Origin of the sequence: Nocardia sp. NPDC057668 (assembly GCF_042799795.1) — a bacterium.
Classification (GTDB): Bacteria; Actinomycetota; Actinomycetes; order Mycobacteriales; family Mycobacteriaceae; genus Nocardia.
Genome location: NZ_JBHVIC010000004.1, coordinates 433,135 through 452,817, shown reverse-complemented (window position 1 = coordinate 452,817; position 19,683 = coordinate 433,135). Strand labels below are relative to the sequence as shown.

Annotated in this window: 17 protein-coding genes; 15 read left to right on the top strand and 2 right to left on the bottom strand. The window is 68.3% G+C overall.

Annotated features, from left to right (window positions below; translation table 11 throughout):
• Positions 1-648: a PaaI family thioesterase gene (locus ACFVBH_RS26140; RefSeq protein WP_379005378.1), complete on the bottom strand. Its 648-nt coding sequence runs from the start codon at positions 646-648 to the stop codon at positions 1-3.
• A gap of 112 nt (positions 649-760) precedes the next feature.
• Here ACFVBH_RS26140 and ACFVBH_RS26135 point away from each other — a divergent pair, with 112 nt between their 5' ends.
• From ACFVBH_RS26135 to ACFVBH_RS26065, 15 genes are all read left to right on the top strand, one after another.
• Positions 761-1,576 carry an enoyl-CoA hydratase/isomerase family protein gene (locus ACFVBH_RS26135; RefSeq protein WP_379005376.1) on the top strand — a complete coding sequence of 272 codons (816 nt, stop codon included), beginning with the start codon at positions 761-763 and terminating at the stop codon, positions 1,574-1,576.
• Positions 1,577-1,589: 13 nt separating this feature from the next.
• Positions 1,590-2,387 carry an enoyl-CoA hydratase/isomerase family protein gene (locus ACFVBH_RS26130; protein ID WP_379005374.1) on the top strand — a complete coding sequence of 266 codons (798 nt, stop codon included), beginning with the start codon at positions 1,590-1,592 and terminating at the stop codon, positions 2,385-2,387.
• On the top strand, positions 2,387-5,302 hold the full coding sequence (locus ACFVBH_RS26125; RefSeq protein WP_379005372.1) for an AMP-binding protein: 2,916 nt from the start codon (positions 2,387-2,389) through the stop codon (positions 5,300-5,302). Before ACFVBH_RS26130 ends, ACFVBH_RS26125 begins: the two co-directional genes overlap by 1 nt.
• Positions 5,303-5,462: 160 nt before the next feature.
• A complete protein-coding gene (locus ACFVBH_RS26120) occupies positions 5,463-6,230 on the top strand; it encodes an MlaE family ABC transporter permease (protein ID WP_379005370.1) in 768 nt (255 codons plus the stop codon).
• A gap of 2 nt (positions 6,231-6,232) precedes the next feature.
• Positions 6,233-7,084: an ABC transporter permease gene (locus tag ACFVBH_RS26115; RefSeq protein ID WP_379005368.1), complete on the top strand. Its 852-nt coding sequence runs from the start codon at positions 6,233-6,235 to the stop codon at positions 7,082-7,084.
• 9 nt (positions 7,085-7,093) lie between these two features.
• Positions 7,094-8,278: an MCE family protein gene (locus tag ACFVBH_RS26110; protein WP_379005366.1), complete on the top strand. Its 1,185-nt coding sequence runs from the start codon at positions 7,094-7,096 to the stop codon at positions 8,276-8,278.
• Positions 8,275-9,291 (top strand): MCE family protein, encoded by a 1,017-nt coding sequence (locus tag ACFVBH_RS26105; RefSeq protein ID WP_379005364.1) that lies wholly within the window; start codon positions 8,275-8,277, stop codon positions 9,289-9,291. The genes ACFVBH_RS26110 and ACFVBH_RS26105 overlap by 4 nt, the downstream gene beginning before the upstream one ends.
• The gene (locus tag ACFVBH_RS26100) at positions 9,288-10,313 is read left to right on the top strand and encodes an MCE family protein (RefSeq protein WP_379005362.1); all 1,026 of its coding nucleotides are present in this window, start codon (positions 9,288-9,290) and stop codon (positions 10,311-10,313) included. The genes ACFVBH_RS26105 and ACFVBH_RS26100 overlap by 4 nt, the downstream gene beginning before the upstream one ends.
• Positions 10,310-11,542: an MCE family protein gene (locus tag ACFVBH_RS26095; protein WP_379005360.1), complete on the top strand. Its 1,233-nt coding sequence runs from the start codon at positions 10,310-10,312 to the stop codon at positions 11,540-11,542. The genes ACFVBH_RS26100 and ACFVBH_RS26095 overlap by 4 nt, the downstream gene beginning before the upstream one ends.
• Positions 11,539-12,591, top strand: a complete 1,053-nt coding sequence (locus tag ACFVBH_RS26090) for an MCE family protein (protein WP_379005358.1) — start codon at positions 11,539-11,541, stop codon at positions 12,589-12,591. The genes ACFVBH_RS26095 and ACFVBH_RS26090 overlap by 4 nt, the downstream gene beginning before the upstream one ends.
• Positions 12,588-14,012 carry an MCE family protein gene (locus ACFVBH_RS26085; protein WP_379005356.1) on the top strand — a complete coding sequence of 475 codons (1,425 nt, stop codon included), beginning with the start codon at positions 12,588-12,590 and terminating at the stop codon, positions 14,010-14,012. The genes ACFVBH_RS26090 and ACFVBH_RS26085 overlap by 4 nt, the downstream gene beginning before the upstream one ends.
• Positions 13,979-14,638 (top strand): hypothetical protein, encoded by a 660-nt coding sequence (locus ACFVBH_RS26080; protein ID WP_379005353.1) that lies wholly within the window; start codon positions 13,979-13,981, stop codon positions 14,636-14,638. The genes ACFVBH_RS26085 and ACFVBH_RS26080 overlap by 34 nt, the downstream gene beginning before the upstream one ends.
• 35 nt (positions 14,639-14,673) lie before the next feature.
• Positions 14,674-15,150, top strand: a complete 477-nt coding sequence (locus tag ACFVBH_RS26075; protein ID WP_379005351.1) for a hypothetical protein — start codon at positions 14,674-14,676, stop codon at positions 15,148-15,150.
• A 30-nt stretch (positions 15,151-15,180) separates the two neighbouring features.
• Entirely contained in the window at positions 15,181-16,851 is a 1,671-nt protein-coding gene (locus tag ACFVBH_RS26070; RefSeq protein WP_379005349.1) for an acyl-CoA synthetase, read from the top strand.
• On the top strand, positions 16,848-18,041 hold the full coding sequence (locus ACFVBH_RS26065) for a CoA transferase (RefSeq protein ID WP_379005347.1): 1,194 nt from the start codon (positions 16,848-16,850) through the stop codon (positions 18,039-18,041). The genes ACFVBH_RS26070 and ACFVBH_RS26065 overlap by 4 nt, the downstream gene beginning before the upstream one ends.
• 3 nt (positions 18,042-18,044) lie before the next feature.
• Here ACFVBH_RS26065 and ACFVBH_RS26060 read toward each other — a convergent pair whose 3' ends face one another.
• Entirely contained in the window at positions 18,045-19,481 is a 1,437-nt protein-coding gene (locus ACFVBH_RS26060; protein ID WP_379005345.1) for a wax ester/triacylglycerol synthase family O-acyltransferase, read from the bottom strand.
• Between the last annotated feature and the right edge of the window lie 202 nt (positions 19,482-19,683).

The following is a 19,683-nucleotide window of genomic DNA, read 5'->3' as shown; positions in this document are numbered from 1 at the left end:
TCACGGGGCGAGCCGGCGGGTGCCGAAGCTCGCCCCGGACAGCTCGGCGGGCCGCAGTCCGACCGCACTGACCTCGCCGACACACAGCAACTCGTCCCCCCGGTGGAGCCGTAGCGTCGAGTCCACCCCGCGCTCGCCCACCGATCGCTCGATCTCGAAGCGCAGCTCGGTCAGCAGCGGCGTGGGATGGCGATAGGTGACCGTCATCGACCGGGTCTTCCCCGACAGGCCCACCGCACAGTTCTGGTGCTGGGTCGCGCAGTCGACGAACACCGCGATGAACCCGCCGTGCACCAACCCGGGTGGCCCTTCGTAGGCGAGCGGGAAAGTGACCCTGCCGCAGGCGGTCCCGTCCTCGATCCGGTCGAACTCGTATTCGGGGAAGACCGGGTTGTACGCCCCGATGTCGAAGGCGTGCCCGAGGTAGATCCGCCGTGTGTCATCGGCCTCGTCGCCTATGCGGGGCCGGTCGTCGCCCGGGGCGGTCGCCCGGAGATCGCGTTCCCACTCCGCCAATGTCGCCAGCATCGCGTCCATGCCCGCGTGCGGGCGCTCCTGCGCCAGTAGCAGTCCGGTCAGCCGGCGCAGCACACTCGCCGCGGCGACGGTCTCCGCGAGGGGTTCCGCGCCGAATCCGCTCTTCGCCATAGATCCTCTTTCGTCACCCGCGCCCGCTTGCTATCTTGTGCTTAAGACAACGGTATTGGCTACCGTATGTCAAACAGTATGAGCATCTATGTGAGCGCGAAACGGGGGCCAGATGTCCGAAGAATCCGAATCCGCAACAGCTGGATCGGTGACGGCGTCTCGGGACGGAGCAGTCCTGCATCTCACCCTGGATCGCCGTGCGCAGCGAAACAGCCTGAGCCAAAGCATGATCGAGACGCTCGTCGCGTCTCTGACGGATGCGGCCACCGACGACTCGCTGCGTGCGATTCATCTGACCGGCGCGGGCGATGACTTCTGTGCCGGCGTCGACTGGGTCGCTTCGAACTCCCGCGCCCGGCGCCCGCGCACCGGGGACCTGGTCCGCCGTATCCCGCTCACCGCCCACCGGGTGGTGGAGTTGCTGCACACCATCCACCTGCCCGTCGTGTGCAGCGTGCGCGGCTGGGCCGCGGGACTGGGCTGCAACCTGGCCCTGGCCGCGGATTTCACGATCGCCGCGTCGGACAGCGTGTTCTGGGAGCCGTTCCTGAGTCGCGGCTTCAGCCCCGACTCGGGATCGACCTGGCTGCTGCCCAGGCTGATCGGGCTCCCCCGGGCACGACGGATGCTGCTGCTCGGGGAGAAGGTGCCGGGCGCACGGGCGGCCGACTGGGGACTGATTCACGACCAGGTCCCCGCCGGCGATCTCGACGCCGCCACCGCCGATCTGCTCGCCCGGTTGGCCTCGGGCCCCACGATCGCGATCGGACTCGCCAAACAGGCCCTGGCCTACGGTCAGCATGCGACGCTGCCCCAGGCGCTGAACCAGGAGCTCTTCGATCTCGAACTGGCTTGTCGCACTCAGGATTTCAAAGAGGGACTGGCCGCATTCCGGGAACGGCGCGCACCGGACTTCCACGGCCGATGATCGGAGAAGGCGAATGAGCACCGAGTTCGAGACCATCCTGCTGGCGATCGATCCCACGGATCGGGTCGCGACGATCACGCTGAACCGTCCCGACCGGCTCAATGCCTTCAATCGCACGATGTGCGAGGAGATGGCCCGGGCATGGCGCACGGTCAAACTGGACGACTCGGTCAACGCGGTGGTGCTGCGCGCGGCCGGCCCCCGTGCCTTCAGCGCCGGTCTGGACATCAAGAGCTCCTACGGACAGCCCGAGAGCGTCTGGCACCACGAAGATCCCGGTGAGGCGCTCAGCCCGAAATGGCAGAAGATGTGGAAACCCGTGGTCTGCGCGGTGCAGGGGATGTGCACCGCGGGCGGGTTCTATTTCGTGAACGAGGCCGATGTGGTGATCTGCTCCTCGGACGCGACCTTCTTCGACTCCCATGTCTCGACCGGCCTGGTGTCGGCGCTGGAGCCGATCGGCCTGCGCCGCCGGATCGGGTTGGCCGAGACGCTGCGGATCGCGTTGATGGGCAATGACGAACGGGTGGGTGCGGATACCGCGCTGCGCATCGGTCTCGTCTCGGAAGTGGTCGCCGCCGACCGGCTCTGGGCCCGTGCGCACGACATCGCGGTCACCATCGCGGCCAAGCCCGCGGCCGCCACCCAGGGCACGGTGAAAGCGATCTGGGAGTCGCTGGACAAGCCCTACCGCGCCGCGCTCGACCAGGGACTCATCTACACGCGACTGGGAAACCCACTGGGCACGGCCCAACTGGCCGCGCGACCTCCCGTCAACGGATCGACCACCGTCGCGCCGAGGATCCGCTGATGAGCACCGTCGACGACCGAACCGGATTCGAGCCGCTCGTCGGATCGGTGCTGCGCGAGGCCACCCGCGTGCACCCCGATCGCCCGCTGCTCATCTGCGATGCGGACCGCCTGACCTACCGGGGAGCCGAGCGCCGGTCGGCCACGCTCGCGCGCGGGCTGATCGCCCTGGGCGCTGCCAAGGGCACGCACGTCGGCCTCCTGTACCCGAACGGCCCGGAATTCGTCATCGGAGCCCTGGCAGCGGCCCGCATCGGCGCGGTCGTGGTGCCGCTGTCCACGACGGCCGCGACGGCGGAACTCCGAGAGCGGTTGGCGCACAGCGACGTGCGGATCCTGCTCGGGACCAAATCCCATCGCGCGCACGATTTCGTCGAACGTCTCCGGGACATCCTCGACGGCACCGAGATCGGTGCGCGCGGACAACTCTTCTGCCCCACGGTCCCGCAGCTGCGCCACGTCGCGCTGCGCGGCGCTCCCGTGCGATCACGGTTTCTGCGCGATATCGCCGAGCTCGAGCAGCTCGCTCGGACGGTGCCGCCGGACCTGCTCGCGGCCTTCGAATCCGATGTGCGGGAAGCCGACCCGCTCGCCGTGGTCTACACGACCGGCTCGACCGGCGCGCCGAAGGGCGCGGTGCACACCCACGGCTCACTGCTGGGCCATCAGCGCACCCTGAATCGGGTCCGTGACGTGACCGCGCAGGACGTCACCTTCACCACGTCGCCGTTCTTCTCGATCGACGGATTCGCCTCCGGTCTGGTGGCGACGCTCGTCGCCGGGGCCACCCTGCTGTGCTCGAGCACAACCGACGCGAGCGCCACGCTCGGCCTGCTCGAGTCCGAAAAGCCGAACCGGACACTGGGATCCGCCGCCGCCGTCGCCCACCTGGCCCGGCACCCGAGCTTTCCCCACCGTGATCTGTCATCGGTCCGACGCGGCACGCTCTACCCGATCATCCGCGGCGACGTCCGCCCGGCCGACCCCCAATTGCGGCACGACACGCTCGGCATGGCCGAAACCGGCGGCGCGGTGCTGCTCAGCGGCGACGAGTCCGACCAGCCCGAGCGCCGGCGCGGCTCGTTCGGCCGGATCGCCCCGGGCTTCGAGATCAAGCTCGCCGACCCGGAGACCGGCGCGGCGGCGCCCTCCGGGGCGGCGGGCGAACTGTGCGTTCGCGGGCCCGGCGTGATGCAGGGCTACCACGGGCACGGCCGAGAGCAGTGTTTCGACCCCGACGGCTGGTTCCACACCGGTGAGCTGGTTCGCCTGGACGAGGATGATTTCGTCTACGTCCTCGGCCGGTGCGAACGGCCACCGCGGCCGGACTCCGTTGTCTCCGCACCGGACACCATGCACCGGGTGGTGCGTGAGCGCGCCACGCGCACACCGGACGCGACGGCGGTCATCGATCCGGAGCTGCGAGTCACCTACGGCCGGCTCGATTCCACCACCGGCGAGCTGGCCGCCGCCCTGCTGGACGCGGGGGTCGGCAAGGGCACCCGCGTCGGTGTGCTGCTGCCCAACGGCACCCGATGGGTGCAGATCGCGCTGGCGCTGACCAGGATCGGCGCCGTGCTGGTGCCGTTGAGCACCCTGCTGCGCCCGCCGGAACTGCGCGCACAGCTGAAAGTCGCGGCCGTGCAGTGCCTGGTGACCGTCGAGGAGTTCCGCGGGCGTCGCTATCTCGACGAGCTGGGCCGCACGCCCGGGGGCGAAGCTGTCCTCCCCGACCCGTCGCTACCGGCACTGCGCCGGGTGTGGACCGTGGAGCAGCTCGTCACCACGGAAGCGAGTGCCGCCGCTGGTCGAATCGTCGACGCGGTGGCCGAAACCGTCACCGCCGCCGACCCCCTGGTCATCATGTTCACCTCGGGCAGCCGGGGGCTGCCCAAAGGGGTGATCCATTCCCACGGCAACGCGTTCGCGGCGGTTCGCTCCGGACTCGACGCCCGCCGGATAGACGCCGGCACCCGCCTCTATCTGCCCATGCCGTTCTTCTGGGTGGGCGGATTCGGCGGGGGCGTGCTCTCGGCGCTGCTGGCGGGCGGCACGCTCGTCACCGAGGCCGTCCCGCTCCCGGAATCGACTCTGGACCTGCTGCGCCGCGAGGGTGTCACGCTGTTCCGCGGCTGGCCCGACCAAGCCGAAACCCTGGCACGCCATGCGGAATCGCTCGGTGTGCGGGTGCACACCCTGCGGGTCGGCAGCCTCGACGCGCTGCTGCCGGCCGACGTGCGCGCCAGGCCCGGCGCGCGCGCCAACCTGTTCGGCATGACCGAATCGTTCGGTCCGTACAGCGGCTGGCCCGCCGACACCGATATGCCGCCGGCGGCCTGGGGCAGCTGCGGCAAACCCTTTCCCGGCATGCAGCTCCGGATCGTCGATCCGGACGACGGGCGTGCGACGCCGGTCGGGTCCGTCGGGGTGATCCAGCTGCGGGGACCACATGTATTGCGCGGCATGTGCGGGCGCGCCCGCGAGGACCTGTTCACCCCCGACGGCTTCTACTCCACCGGAGACCTCGGACGCCTCGACAGCTCCGGATTCCTGTTCTACCACGGAAGGTTCGACGACATGTTCAAGGTCAGCGGAGCCACGGTGTACCCGAGCGAGGTCGAGAAGGCACTGCGCGGCATCGCCGGGGTAGACCAGGTCTTCGTGACCAATGTGCCCGGCCACCACGGCGACCGCGTCGGCGCGGCCGTCGTCTGCGATACCGCCCGGACCACCGAGGCGGGTCTGCGCGCGGCCGCCCGCGAGGTGCTCAGCGCGTTCAAGGTGCCCACGGTGTGGTTGCTGCTCGACTCGGACGAGCGCATTCCCTACGGCGCCACCGGCAAGATCGACATAGTCCGGCTCCGCGGCCTCTTCTGGGCCGCGGAACCCGGTTCCGGACCGCAGCCGCCGCGCTGATCCACCCCGGGAAACCACCGATTCCGGTCACCGAATCGACTGCAGAACCCGGCGGCGCTGAGGTATTGTCGATCCCACTGTAATAGCAACAGTCCACATTTCTGTTCGCTCGGCCGACACCGCGAATGCCGCGGAATCCGAGTGGCTCACTGGAGCATCGATGCAGCTCGAACGTCTCGAAACACCCGTCCGGGAAGTAGGCCAGTTCTTCGCCATGATCGGCGATGTCGTGCGCGGGCTGGCCACCACCAGATTCCGCACCGCCGAATTCGTCGAACAGAGCTGGATGCTCGCCCGGGTATCCATGGTCCCGACCGTCCTGGTGGCGGTGCCGTTCACCGTCCTGGTCAGTTTCACCCTCAACATCCTGCTGCGCGAGATCGGCGCGGCCTCGCTCAGTGGCGCGGGCGCGGCCTTCGGCGCGGTGACGCAGGTCGGGCCGATGGTCACCGTGCTCATCGTCGCGGGCGCCGGGGCGACCGCCATGTGCGCGGACCTGGGATCCCGGGTCATCCGCGAGGAGATCGACGCCATGGCAGTGCTGGGCATCGATCCCGTTGTGCGGCTTGTGATTCCGCGAGTCGTAGCCTCGACGATGGTTGCCGTCCTGCTCAACGGACTGGTGTGCGCCATCGGCATCAGCGGCGGATTCGCGTTCTCCGTGCTGTTGCAGGGGGTGAATCCGGGCGCGTTCGCCGGTGGCATCACCCTGCTGACGGGAGCAACCGAACTCGCCATCTCCGCGGTGAAGGCGCTGCTGTTCGGGATGATCGCGGGCCTGGTCGCCTGCTATCGCGGACTGTCGGTGAGCGGCGGCCCGAAAGGCGTCGGGCAGGCCGTCAACGAGACCGTCGTCTACGCGTTCATCGCACTGTTCGTGGTCAACACCATCGTGACCGCGGTCGGCATTCGCTTCGGGGGCAACTAGGCATGACACTCGCGCAGATCGGGAAATTCGGCCGCACCCGACGGCAATTGTCCGCCTTCTCACGGGCCGTCGATGACGTCGGCAATCGAATTCTGTTCTATATCAAAGCAATTGCCGAGATACCGGGCGCGGTCACCAGACATCCCGGCGAAACGCTGCGCCTGGTCGCCGAAATCAGCATGGGCAGTGGCGCATTGGCGATGATCGGCGGAACGGCGGCGATCGTCGCCTTCATGACGATGTCGACCGGCAGCACCATCGCCATCCAGGGATTCAGCTCACTGGGCAACATCGGAATCGAGGCCCTGTCCGGGTTCCTCTCGGCCTTCATCAATGTGCGCATCGCCGCGCCGGTCATCGCCGGCATCGCGCTGTCGGCGACGCTCGGCAGCGGGGCCACCGCGCAGATCGGAGCCATGCGGATCGCCGAGGAGATCGACGCCCTCGAATCCATGGCGGTGCGCCCGGTGCCCTACGTGGTGAGCACGCGGATCGCGGCGGGCATGATCACCATCGTTCCCCTGTACTCGCTGGCGCTCATGGCGTCCTTTCTGGCGGGACGCTTCACGACCGTCGTGGTCTTCGGGCAATCCCCCGGGCTCTACGACCATTACTTCTCCACCTTTCTGAACCCGGTCGACGTGGCGTGGTCGTTCGTCCAGGCGCTCACCATCGCCGTGCTGGTCATGCTCATCCACACCCACTACGGATTCACCGCCACGGGCGGACCCGCCGGCGTGGGCGCCGCCGTCGGGCGCGGGGTGCGCATGTCGCTGATCGGTGTGGTGCTCGTCGTACTTCTGGTGTCGCTCGCGCTCTACGGCGGCACCGGCAACTTTCATCTGTCTGGTTAGGGGAATCCCGTGCTCAATCGGGTCAAACCGGCGTTGCGGCAGGCGACGCCGAAAATTGTCGCCCTCGCCCTGGTCGCGGGAATCGTGGGCACCGGCTGGCTGGTGATCGGCTCCTATCAACAGCGCTTCGACGACTGGGTGCCGGTGACCGTGATCGCCGACCGCGCCGGCCTGGTCATGGACGACGGCGCGAAGGTGACCATGACCGGCATCGACGTCGGTGAGGTGACCGGCATCGAGTATCGCACCGGCGGCGTGGCCGAACTGACGCTGCGCGTGCGCCGTTCGGCGCTGGAATCGATTCCGGCCGATGTGCGGGCAGAGATCAGCTCCAGCACCGTTTTCGGGGCCAAGGTCGTGGCCCTCACCGCCCCTGCCGAATCCGGTCCCCGGCGACTGGCCCCCGGTGCGACGATCGACATCTCACGCGTCACGGTGGAGCTGAACACGATCTTCGAGCAGCTGACCGACCTGCTCACGGTGGTGGACCCCGCGCTGCTCGAATCGACGCTGGGTGCGATGGCGACCGCCCTGCAGGGCCGGGGCGAACGGCTGGGCGCGACGCTCGATCATGTCTCCGAGCTACTGGCGCAGGTGAATTCGGCCGATCCCGGCATCGCCGAACTCCTGGTCAGCTCGGCCGCGGCCAGCGGCGTGTACGCCGACGTCGCACCCGAACTGCTGCGCACACTCCAGGCGCTCACCACGACCGGCGGCACCGTCACCGACCAGCAGGGCCAACTCACGCCGTTGCTGGCCGGAACCACCGCGGTGGCCAACTCGGGCGCGGATGTGCTGGAGCGCAACGCTTCCAGCCTCGCCGACGTCCTTCGTGACCTCGCCCCGACCACGGCGATGCTCGCGCTGTACTCCCCGGTGATCCCCTGTGTCTTCAAGGGAATCGCCGCCGGAAACCGCACCAACCCGGCCGCCTACTCGGCCCAGCCCGGCATCAAGATGCTCGCCGGACTGATACCGGGCGCCTCGCCCTACTCGTATCCGGCGGACCTGCCGGAGGTGAACGCCACCGGTGGGCCGCACTGCATGGGGCTGCCCGCCACCGATCCGGTGGTCAACGTGCCGTATCTGGTCACCGATATCGGGGTGAATCCGTTCGACCCGTCGCGGCAGGGCGTCGGGCTTCGCACCCCGGATCTGCTGAGCCTGCTGTTCGGACTGGGGACCGGCCGATGAAACGTGCGAATCTGGTGAAGCTGAGCATCTTCGTCACGGTCATGCTGGTGATCAACGGCGCGATGATTCTGGTGTTCACGCAGGTGAACGGCGGCGACTCCGATACCTACCGCGCGGTGTTCACCGACGCGTCGGGGATCTCCGCCGGATCCAAGGTGCGCATCGCGGGGGTTCCGGTCGGGTCGGTGGATTCGGTCCGGTACGAGTCGGACCGGAACGCCCACGTCGAGTTCTCGATCAACACCGCGGACCGCCCGACCTCCTCCACGCGGGCGGTGATCCGGTACGAGGACCTCGTCGGCAACCGGTACCTCGAGCTGCAGCGCGGGGCGGATACGACCGTGCTGCCCGCGGGAGCGACCATTCGGCCGCCGAACACCGCACCCGCACTCGATCTGGATGCCCTGCTCGGTGGCTTCCATCCGCTGCTGCGGGCGCTGGATCCCGTACAGGTCAACGAACTGTCGCTGGCCCTGCTGCAGATCTTTCAGGGCAGAGCCGGAACCATCGGCCAGGTGCTGCAGCGCATCGGGTCGGTCACCGGCGCGCTCGCCGATCGCGACGAGGTCATCGGGCGGGTGATCACCAACCTCGACAACGTGCTGAACCAGATAGCCGCGCGCGGAGACCAATTCAGCAGCACGCTCGATCATCTCCAGCAACTGGTGTCGGGCCTGGCCCGGGACCGGGAGATCGTGGGCCGCACGGTCGACAGCCTCGCGGCCGCCGCCGACGCGTTCACCGGGCTGCTCACCGACGTGCGACCCGATGTGGCCGCCACGGTCACCGAGCTGAACACCGCCCTCACACCGGCCGTGCACCAGCTCGACACCCTGGACGCGGCGCTGGACCGGATACCGGACGACTACCGCAAGCTCATCCGGATGGGCGCCTACGGCTCGTTCTTCAACTTCTACCTGTGCGGCCTGTCCTTCAAACTCACCGGCTCGGACGGCAATCCGGTGGTCATCGACGTGACCGATCAGAAGACCGGAAGGTGTGCGCCGAGATGAAGCGCCTGTCCCCCGCCCAGGCCGGGCGCGTCGGGCTCATCGGGCTCGTGCTGACCGTCGCGAGTTGCCTGCTCGCCCTGCAATTCGACAGGGTGCCACTGCTGTCCGGACCCACTCAGCGGTACGGCGCGTTGTTCGAGGACGCGAGCGGGCTGCTCGTCGGCGACGACGTCACCGCGGCGGGCGTGCGGGTGGGCACGGTCACCGAGATCACCGTCGACACCGGCCGCGCCCGCGTCACCTTCACCGCCGACCCGCGAATCGCGCTCGGCGACACGACCGGCGCGGCCATCAAGACCACGTCGCTGCTGGGTCGCCGCACCATCGCGCTGACGCCCGACGGCGCGGGCCGGATGCGTTCGGGGGACGTCATTCCCATCGAGCGCACACGCTCGGCGTACACCCTGCCGAGCGTCCTCAACGAGGCGACCGACACCCTGCGCGACATCGATCTCGACCAGTTGACCCGGGCGTTCGACAGTGTCTCCGACGTTCTGACCGCCGCCGCGCCGCAGGTCCGCCCCGCCCTGGACGGGATGAAACGCCTGGCCGAGTCGGTCAACCGGCGCGACACCGCGCTGCGCGACCTGCTCTCGGGCGCCGAGCACGTGTCCGCCGCGCTGTCCGAACGCGCGCCGCAGGTCAATTCACTACTGCTGGAGGGCAATTCGCTGCTCGCTGAGCTGCAGGCCCGCAGTCAGGCGCTCGGCGGCCTGATCACCGGCATCGACCAGCTCTCGCAACAGCTTTCGGGCCTGGTGCACGACACGAACGCGGATCTGGCTCCGGCGCTGGCCAAACTCGGCCAGGTCCTGACCGTGCTGAACGACAACCGCGACAACGTCGCGCAGAGCATCAACGGTCTGGCCAAATACATCGGCACGCTGGGCGATTCGGTTGCCAGCGGACCCTACTTCTACGCCTATCTCCAGAACCTGGTGCCCGGCGACTTCACCCAGCCCCTGCTCAATTCCGTGTTCGGCCTGCCGCCGGCGCCGCTACCGATACCGCAGGTCAAATGATCACCCGAAGCAGTTTCCGCGCTCTGCGCCGGCGGTCCGGCGCCATGTCCACCCGCCGGCGATGGGCGATCCGGCTGGCCGCCGCCGCCCTGGCGCTGGCCACGGCCCTGGCCGGATATCAGGTCCTGGAGCGATCCCGCTACTACACGATCACCGCGCACTTCGCCGCGACCAACGGTCTCTACATCGGCGACGAGGTCCGCGTGGTCGGGGTCGCGGTGGGCAGGGTGGAGTCCATCGAACCCCGCGGCACCGGGCTGGAGGTGCGACTGAGACTGCCACGGACACTGCGGCTTCCGCCCGGCGTGCAGGCGGTCGTCATGGCACAGGGTTTGGTCGCCGCCCGGTTCGTGCAACTGACCCCCGCCTGGACCGGCGGCGCGGAGGCCGGGCACTCGCTCGACATTCCCCTCGAGCGCACCGCGGTCCCGGTGGAATGGGATCAGGTCGAGGAACAGCTGAACCGGATCACCGGCGCCCTGGCCCCGGACGAGGCCGACCCGACCGGTCCGGGCGCACGGTTCCTCGGCTCGGCCGCCGCGGCCCTGGACGGCAACGGCGACACGCTCCGCGCGAGCATCGACCAGCTCTCCGCCACGATGTCGACGTTGTCCGCGGGAAGTGCCGACCTGTTCGGCACCGTCCGGAATCTGCAGGCGTTCACCACCGCGCTCGCCGGCAGCGAACAGCAGATCGTCGTGTTCCAGGGACGACTGGCCGCGGTCACCGAGGTGCTCGCCGGAAACAGCAGCGACCTGTCCACGGCCCTCACCACCCTCGACGCCGCGATCGGCGACATCCAAGCCTTCGTCACCACCAATCGCGACGGGCTGACCACACAGCTACAACAGCTCGTCGACGCCACGAATGTCCTTGTCGCCCAGCGCGACGGGCTCGAGACCGCGTTGCATCGCGCGCCGACGGCACTGGCGAACTACTACAACACCTACAACCCCGCCCAGGGCGCGCTGACCGGAATCTTCGGGCTGCAGAACTTCGGCAACCCGATCAACTTTCTCTGCGGTGGCGTGGCCGCGCTCGAGAACGCCACGTCGGAGGAAGGAGCACGGTTGTGCGAGCAATACCTCGGCCCACTGCTGAACACGTTGCGAATGAACTACCCGCAGCTCAGCGTCAATCCCACCATCGGCACCGGGGCGGGTCCCGGTCAACTCGTCTACAGCCCCCCGGAACTCCAGAACCTGCTGCTCCCGGGACAACCGCGGTGAGCCGCCCTCGCCATCCGCATCGATCGCTGGCGCTACTGTGCGGAATCACGCTGTGCGCCACCGTATCCGGCTGTCAATGGACCGGAGTGAACTCGCTGCCGCTGCCGGGTATGAAGGGCCACGGTCCGGGCAGCTACCGGATCGTCATCGAGATGCCCGATGTCACGACCATCACCCCGAACGCCCCCGTGCTGGTCAAGGACGTCGAGGTCGGCTCGATCACCGCCATCACCACCCGGGATTGGCACGCGCTGGTCACCGTGACCCTCGAGCACGATGTCGCGCTGCCCGCCAACGCCACCGCCAAGATCGGTCAGACCAGCCTGCTCGGCACCACGCACATCGAGCTCGCCGCACCCGCCGACCCGCAGGGGGTGCTGGCGGCGGGCGGGGTGATCCCGCTCGCGCGCGCCGGTGACTACCCGACCACCGAACAGACCCTCGCGGCACTGTCGATGGTGCTCAACGGCGGTGGGCTGGGCCACCTGCAGACCATCGTCACCGAGACGAACAAGGCGCTGGCCGGGCATACGGATTCGATGGGCGCGGTGATCGATCGAATGGACATCCTGCTGGGCGAGCTGGATTCACAACGAGCGGCGATCATCGCCACGCTGGACAACGTCGACCGGCTCGCCGACCAGCTCACCCGGGAAGGAGACAGCATCGGCCGGGCCATCGCCGCGATCGATCCCGCCCTCGGGGTGCTGAACGCGCACCGGCAGGAACTCACGTCCGCCTTCGCCGCGCTCACCCGCTTCGGCGACGCCGGAGTCACGCTGGTCCAGCGGGTACACGGCGATCTCGAACGCAACCTCGCCGCCCTGTTCCCCGTTCTGCGGCAGATCACCGCGACCGGCGACGATCTCATCGCCAATCTCAATCAGCTCGCCACCTTCCCGTTTCCCCCGGTCGCCGTCTCCGAAGGCATTCGCGGCGACTACATGAACCTGTGGGCCGAAGCGGATCTCACCCTCCCGCGCCTGCAACAGGGCCTGTTGTTCGGCACCCCGTTCGCTCCCGCCGCGGAAACCGGAGGCGGACGATGAATCGGACCGCCCCGCAACTCGATTCGACCGCCGGCGAGCAGATCACCAGCGGACCCATCTCACGCCTGGTACGCATTCAGCTCATCGTCTTCACGATCATCGCGATCGTGGCGACGACCTTCTCCGGCATCTACTACCTCCGAATTCCGGACGCCCTGTCCATCGGCCGCTACCGGGTCACCGTCGAATTGCCCAGGGCCGGAGGGCTTTACGGTAACGCGAATGTCACCTTCGCTGGTCACACGATCGGCCGCGTCAGCTCGGTCGACCTGACACCGGCCGGTGTCACCGCCACGCTGTCGCTCATCGACTCGGTGCCGGTGCCGCGCGACCTGACCGCGCGCGTCCGCAGCATGTCCGCGGTCGGCGAACAGTACGTCGACCTGCAACCCCGGGTCAGCACGGGTCCCTTCCTCGGCGACGGTGACACGATCGCGGTCGACCGGGTTCGCGTCGCCGACCAGATCGGCCCGATCCTGGAACAGACCCGCAAGATCCTGGCCTCGATACCGCCGGACACCCTGCGGACCGTCCTCGAGGAGTCCGGTCGCGGATTCGGCGGCGCGGGACAGGATCTGGCCACACTGCTCGATTCCACCGTCGCGTTCGCCGACGCCATGGCGGCCGACGGCGACGCGCTCGTCACGCTGGTTCAGCAGCTCACTCCCCTGCTGGACACCCAGGTCGTCAGCAGCGACGAAATACGCGGCTGGGCAGCCGATCTGACGGAACTCACCGAGCAGCTGAGCCTCGCGGACCCGGCGCTGCGCGGCATCATGCAACGCGGACCCGGCGCGACCGGCGAGGTCGACCGGCTGTTTCAGGAACTCGCTCCGACCCTGCCGTTGCTGCTGGCGAATCTGACCACGGTCGGGCAGGTCGCGCTGACCTACAACCCCGCCATCGAGCAGCTCCTGGTGCTACTGCCCCCGATGATCGCGGCCCAGAACAACGCCGGTGCACGGGGTGTGGCCGACGGCGCCGCCAGCGTCGTGTTCGCCGTGCAGCTCCAGGACCCGGCCGCGTGCACCACGGGGTACATCTCCGCCGACGAGCGGCGCAGCCCCACCGATACCGAAAGCCCGGTGACCGAGTCCGATCCGTACTGCAACGTCCCGCAGGATTCACCCTTCGCCGTGCGCGGTGCGCGCAACCTGCCCTGCCTCGAGAACCCGGGCGTGCGAGCGGCGACCCCCGAACAGTGCCGGAACGGCGCGGTGCCGCCCTCCGGGAACAACGGCCCGAACGAACTGGCCCCGGCCGCGGCCCCGGCGGGCATCACCCGATTCCTGCCCGGCAGTCCGATGTACGTGACCCCCGACGGAAACGCCTACCGGCACATAGACATCAAGCCCGCAGTGAACTCATCCACCACCCAGGAAGCGTCATGGACGTCCTTGCTGACAGTTCCGATACCTTGACCATCGAATCCGAACCGACTGCCACGGAACAGGATTCCGAGCACTCGGCGGGAGAGAGAAAGCCGGCCGCCCGGTTCACTTTCCCGGAGCTGCGGCTCTCCGCGCCCACGCCTTCGAACCGCCGAATTGTTCGCATCTGCGCCGCCCTGCTCCTGGTAGCGGCATTCATCGGCGCGGCATCGGTTACGGGAACCGCCCTGCGTGACCATCGCAGAACCCAGGCAATCGCGGACGGCGACGCCGCCGTCATCGATACCGCACGCCGGGGTGTCACCGCCCTCATCAACATCAAGCGGGACACCGCCGACGCCGACTTCGCCCGCCTGGCAGAAATCACGACCGCGCCGTTCGCGGACGAGTTGCACAGCCAGTCGGGCAATTACCTGCAGACCATCCGCGACGCGGACGTGCTGTCCTCCGGCCAGGTCGTGGCCGCGGCGCTCGCCGCGGACGACGGCTCCGGCGCCGTCGTCGCGGACGGTGTTCGCATCGTGCTGGTCGCCGCCGACGCCCAGGTCACCAACACCCAGAGCCGGCAGCAGGAACAGCGCACCTACCGATTCGCGGTGAAGATCAAGGATGTCGACGGCGTCCCGAAAATGTCGAGCGTGGAGTTCGTGCCGTGACCGATCGATCAGTACTCCCTCGGAGAATCCTTGTCATGCTGCGGCGCAACATGATTGCGCTGATCGTCGCGGTCATCGCCGCCCTCGCGGTCACCGGCGGACTCCTGGTGTGGGACAACCACCGCGATGCCGCCGTTGCCGCCGCGCGCCGGGACGCACCGCCCGAGGCCGGTCGCGTCGTGGCCGAGATGCTCAGCTACAGCGCCGACACCATCGATCGTGATCTCGCCGCGGTCGACGGCCTGACCGGCTCATTCCAGGACGAGTACCGCCGCCTGGTGACCGAGACCATCGCTCCGGTCGCCAAGGAGAAGGGCGTCAGCACCAAGGCGCGCATCGTGTCCGCCGGAGTGCTGAGCGCCGCCCGAGACCGGGTCACCCTGCTGATGTTCATCGACCAGATCACCGTCAGCACCACGGTCCCCGCACCCACCACCAGTTCGAGCCGAGTGAGCGTCACCGCCGAGTTGCACGACGGCCGCTGGCTCGTCAGCGGCATGACGCCGCTCTGACGCACGTATCCGGAGAAGGACACAGCCACCATGGAATTCACACTCACCGCGGTCGCCGATGCCGTAGCGGCCGTCATCCCCGACCGCGACCTCATCATTCGCGGGGACAGGCGATTCAGCCACGCCCAGATCGCGGAGCGATCCCGCCGCCTGGCCGCCTACCTGCACGCGCGGGACCTCGGCTGCCACACCGAGCGGTCCGAGCTCGCCGGCCACGAGAGCGGACAGGACCTGCTCGGCATTCTGGCCTACAACGGCAACGAGTACATCGAGGGACTGTTCGGATCATTCCGGGCCCGCGTGGCCCCCTTCAACGTCAACTACCGCTACACCGGCGATGAACTCGCCCATCTGCTCGCCGATTCCGGAGCCACCGCGCTGCTCTATCACGCGGCATTCGCGCCCGCCGTCGCGGCGGTGCGCGCCCGGGTTCCGTCTCTACGGGTGCTGATACAGATCGCCGACGAGTCGGGACACGAATTACTGGACGGCGCGGTGGATTACGAGTCGGCACTGGCGGGCAGCGATCCCGGCGCGCTGCCCGTGCGGCCGACGCCCGATGATCTCTACGTCCTGTACACCGGCGGCACCACGGGCATGCCCAAGGGCGTGCTCTGGCGTCAGCACGACATCTACCTGGCCGCCTGCGGTGGCCGGAATCTGCACAGCGGTGAACTCGTCGACTCCTACGAGACCATCGCCGCGCGCGCGGCCGGCAATCCGGGACTCAAACTGCTGATCCTGCCGCCGCTGATGCACGGCGCGGCCCAGTGGGCGGCGATGACGGCCCTGGCCACCGGGCAGACGATCGTCTTCTCGGCCGTCGGCGACCGGCTCGACGCCCGGGAAACGGTCCGCACCATCGAACGCGAAGGGGTCGCCGTGGTGACGGTGGTCGGCGATGCCATCGCGCGGCCGCTACTCGGCGCCATCGAGGAGATCAGCCGCGCGTCCGCCGAGCGCGCGCTGCCCACGCTCATAGCGGTGGGCAACGGTGGCGCGGTGCTGAGCCCGCAGGTCAAACAGCAGCTGATCACGGCGCTGCCTGGCCTGGTGGTGCTGGACGGCGTCGGCTCGTCCGAGACCGGTGCGCAGATGCAGCACGCCTCCGCCTCGGGCGCGGTGGCCACCGGAACCTTCACCGGCGGTCCCGATTCCTGTGTGGTGGCAGCCGATTTCGGCTCGGTGCTGGAACCGGGCCACGACGGCATCGGATGGCTCGCACAGGCTCGTTTCGTGCCGCTGGGCTATCGCGGCGATGCCGCCAAGACCGCCGCGACCTTCCTCGAGATCGACGGATCCCGGTACTCGCTGCCCGGTGATCGGGCCCGGCATTTGCCCGACGGCACCATCGAATTGCTCGGACGCGATTCGGCCACCATCAATTCCGGTGGCGAGAAGATCTTCGCCGAGGAGGTCGAACTCGCCCTGTCCTCGCATCCGGCCGTCGCCGACGTGGTGGTCGCGGGACGGCCCAGCGAACTGTGGGGGCAGGAAGTGGTCGCCGTGGTGGCGCTCGCCGAGGGGGCCGACAGTGTGCCGGAATCCGAATTGATCACGCACGCCGGACGATCCCTCGCGCGGTACAAACTCCCCAAGGCGATCGTGTTCCGGCCGGCGATCGTGCGCAGCCCGGCGGGCAAGGCCGACTACCGGTGGGCTCGCGAACAGGTCACGACCCCCGCCGAGCAGCTCGGGTGAGCGCGAGCACGCGGTCGCCCGAGCAGCCGCTGGCGGGGGTGCGAATCGTCGAAATCTCCAGCTTCGTGGCCGCACCACTGGCCGGAATGACGCTGTCGCAGTTGGGCGCCGACGTCATTCGCGTGGATCCGATCGGGGGTGCGGCGGACTACCACCGCTGGCCGCTGACGGACGACGGCACGAGCATCTACTGGGCGAGCTTCAACAGGGGCAAGCGATCGGTCACAGCCGATCTGCGCTCGGCTGCCGGTCAGGAGATGATCACCCGATTGATCTGCGAGAGCGGGCCGGAGGGCGGAATCCTACTCACCAACACCGCCGGTCGTGCGTGGCTCGACCACGACACCCTGGCCCGTCTGCGACCCGATCTGATCCGGCTCGAAGTCCTCGGGCGCTCGGACGGATCCGCCGCCGTCGACTACACGGTCAACGCCGCCACCGGCTTTCCCCTGGTGACCGGTCCGCCCGGGCACGCCGAGCCGGTCAATCATGTACTGCCGGCGTGGGATCTACTGTGCGGGATCTACGCGGCCCTCTCGATCACCGCCGCCATCCGGCATCGGGACGCGACCGGCGAGGGCAGTCGAATCACCCTGCCCCTGGAAGACGTCGCCCTGGCGACCGCGGGAAACCTCGGCCTTCTCACCGAGGCGGCGCTGTACGGCGATCGTCGCCCGCGCCTGGGCAATGGGCTCTACGGCCAGTACGGCCAGAACTTCACCGCCTCCGATGGTGGCGAGTTCATGGTGGTGACGCTGACCGCCAGGCATTTTCGCGATCTGGCAGCGGTGACGGGGACCGGCGCGGCCCTCGCCGCACTGGCCCCGGCCCTGGGCGCCGACTTCTCCGACGAAGGCACCCGCTATCGCCATCGCGAACTCCTGACCGGTCTGTTCGCCCCCTGGTTTCGCGAGCACACCACGGAACAGGTCAGCACCGCCCTGGCGGCCACCTCGGTTCTGTGGGAGCGGTACCGAACCTTCCACGACCTCGTCCACGACGCACGCGTAACCCGAAACCCCCTGTTCACGCTGCTGCGGCAACCCGGCGTCGGCACCCACCCCACCCCGGGTACACCGATGTCGGTCAACGGCCGGCGCGTTCCCCCTCGCCCCGCACCGGAGCTGGGCGAACACACGGCTGTCGTACTGCGAGAGGAACTCCGGCAGCGAACTCCACTGCCGGAGTGACGGTTACACGATCGTCGGCGTCTCCATGAGCTCGGCGAGCGCCTGGGACAGGTGGACCGCGATGGCGTTCGCGTCCGGGACCGTATCCGGGCAGGCCAGAATCCCGAAGTCGAGCTTGCCGTTATAGGACATCACCGTGATGTTCAGGCCGCCCGCCAGGTCGGTGAGCATCGAGATGGGGTGGCAGGCCACGACCCGAATTCCCGCGACGTACAACGGGATTTGCGGGCCGGGCACATTGGAGATCAGGGCATTGGCGAACGGCAGCACCGGAGCTGCGGCGCGGAGCGCGACCCGGGTCGGAGCACCGTTCAGCAGCGGCGTGAGCAGGGCGGTGGCCTCGATCAGCATGGCGGGCGGCGTGGAGTTGAACTTCTGTTTCGCCGCGACCAGTCGCTCACGCAGGAGTTCGAGGCGCTCGTGCGGATCGGACTCCTCTACGGGCATGTCGCACAGCATGATCGAGAACTGATTGCCGGCCGTACCCCATCGCCCGGCATCACGAACCGACACCGGTATCGCGACCAGAATCGGCCTGTCGACCGGATCGTCGTGGTCGAGCAGCCACCGTCGTATCGCGGTGGCGCACAGGGCCATAACCACGTCGTTGACGGTACCGTCGATGCGCCGCTTGACGGCTTTGACATCGTCGAGCGAGACCGAGGCGAACGCGATACTGCGATTCGCGGTATTGGCTCGATTGAACGGCACATCCGGGTGCTTCTTCAGCAGATCCGCGGCAGTGCGCACCATCGCGGGACCCGAACTCAGCAGCGCCCGAATGCGTTCCACCTGTCGCGCAGCACTGTTCGGCACACTGCGCCCGAGCATCTCGACCAGACCCGGTGTGTGATCGACCAGAATCTCCGCCGCGGGACCGGACGGCGCGGAGGGCCGCGGCTCGACATCGCAGATCGCGGCCAGGATCTCGGCGACCGACAGGCCATCGATCAGCGCGTGATGGGACTTGAGGTAGACGGCCTGACCGCCACCGGGCAACCCCGATACGAGATGGCATTCCCACAGTGGCTGATCCCGATCCAGCGGCACAGCGTGCAATCGAGCGAGCAGGTCGGTCAGTTCGTGCTCGTTCGCCGCGCCGGACAGCGACACCTCCCGGACGTGATAGTCCAGGTCGATCGACGAATTATCTTGCCAATAGGGCAGATCCAGGCCCAGCGGCACGGTGCGCAACCGCCGGCGCAAAGGCGCGACCAAGTGCAGCCGCTGCGCGAACAGCCCTCGCAGCGTCTCGATCGAGAGCGGTGCATCCTGCGCTTCGAGTAGCACCACACCGCCGATATGCAATGGCGTGCTATGTGTCTCGGCATCGAGCAACTGCACATCGAGTGAGCTCAGTTGCCGAGCCGGTCCCATCTTTACCCGGAGATCCGCCGTTGCCGTAGCCGAGCTACCCGTATCGAAAAAGACCATGGTCATCCCCTGTGATTCGCACCGAATCCACCTCGAGCGCGATCACTGCCCGCGCCCGGACATGGGTGATCCGCGGAGACCCGATGCATGTCGGCTGGAAGTCCGTGCATCACGGCACGGGCGCGAGGCCGGTTCGCGACAGTCCGAACGAGGTTCCCACCAAACCTCTTCCACCGCGCCACCGGAGCAAGAGTAAGAGCTACTGTAA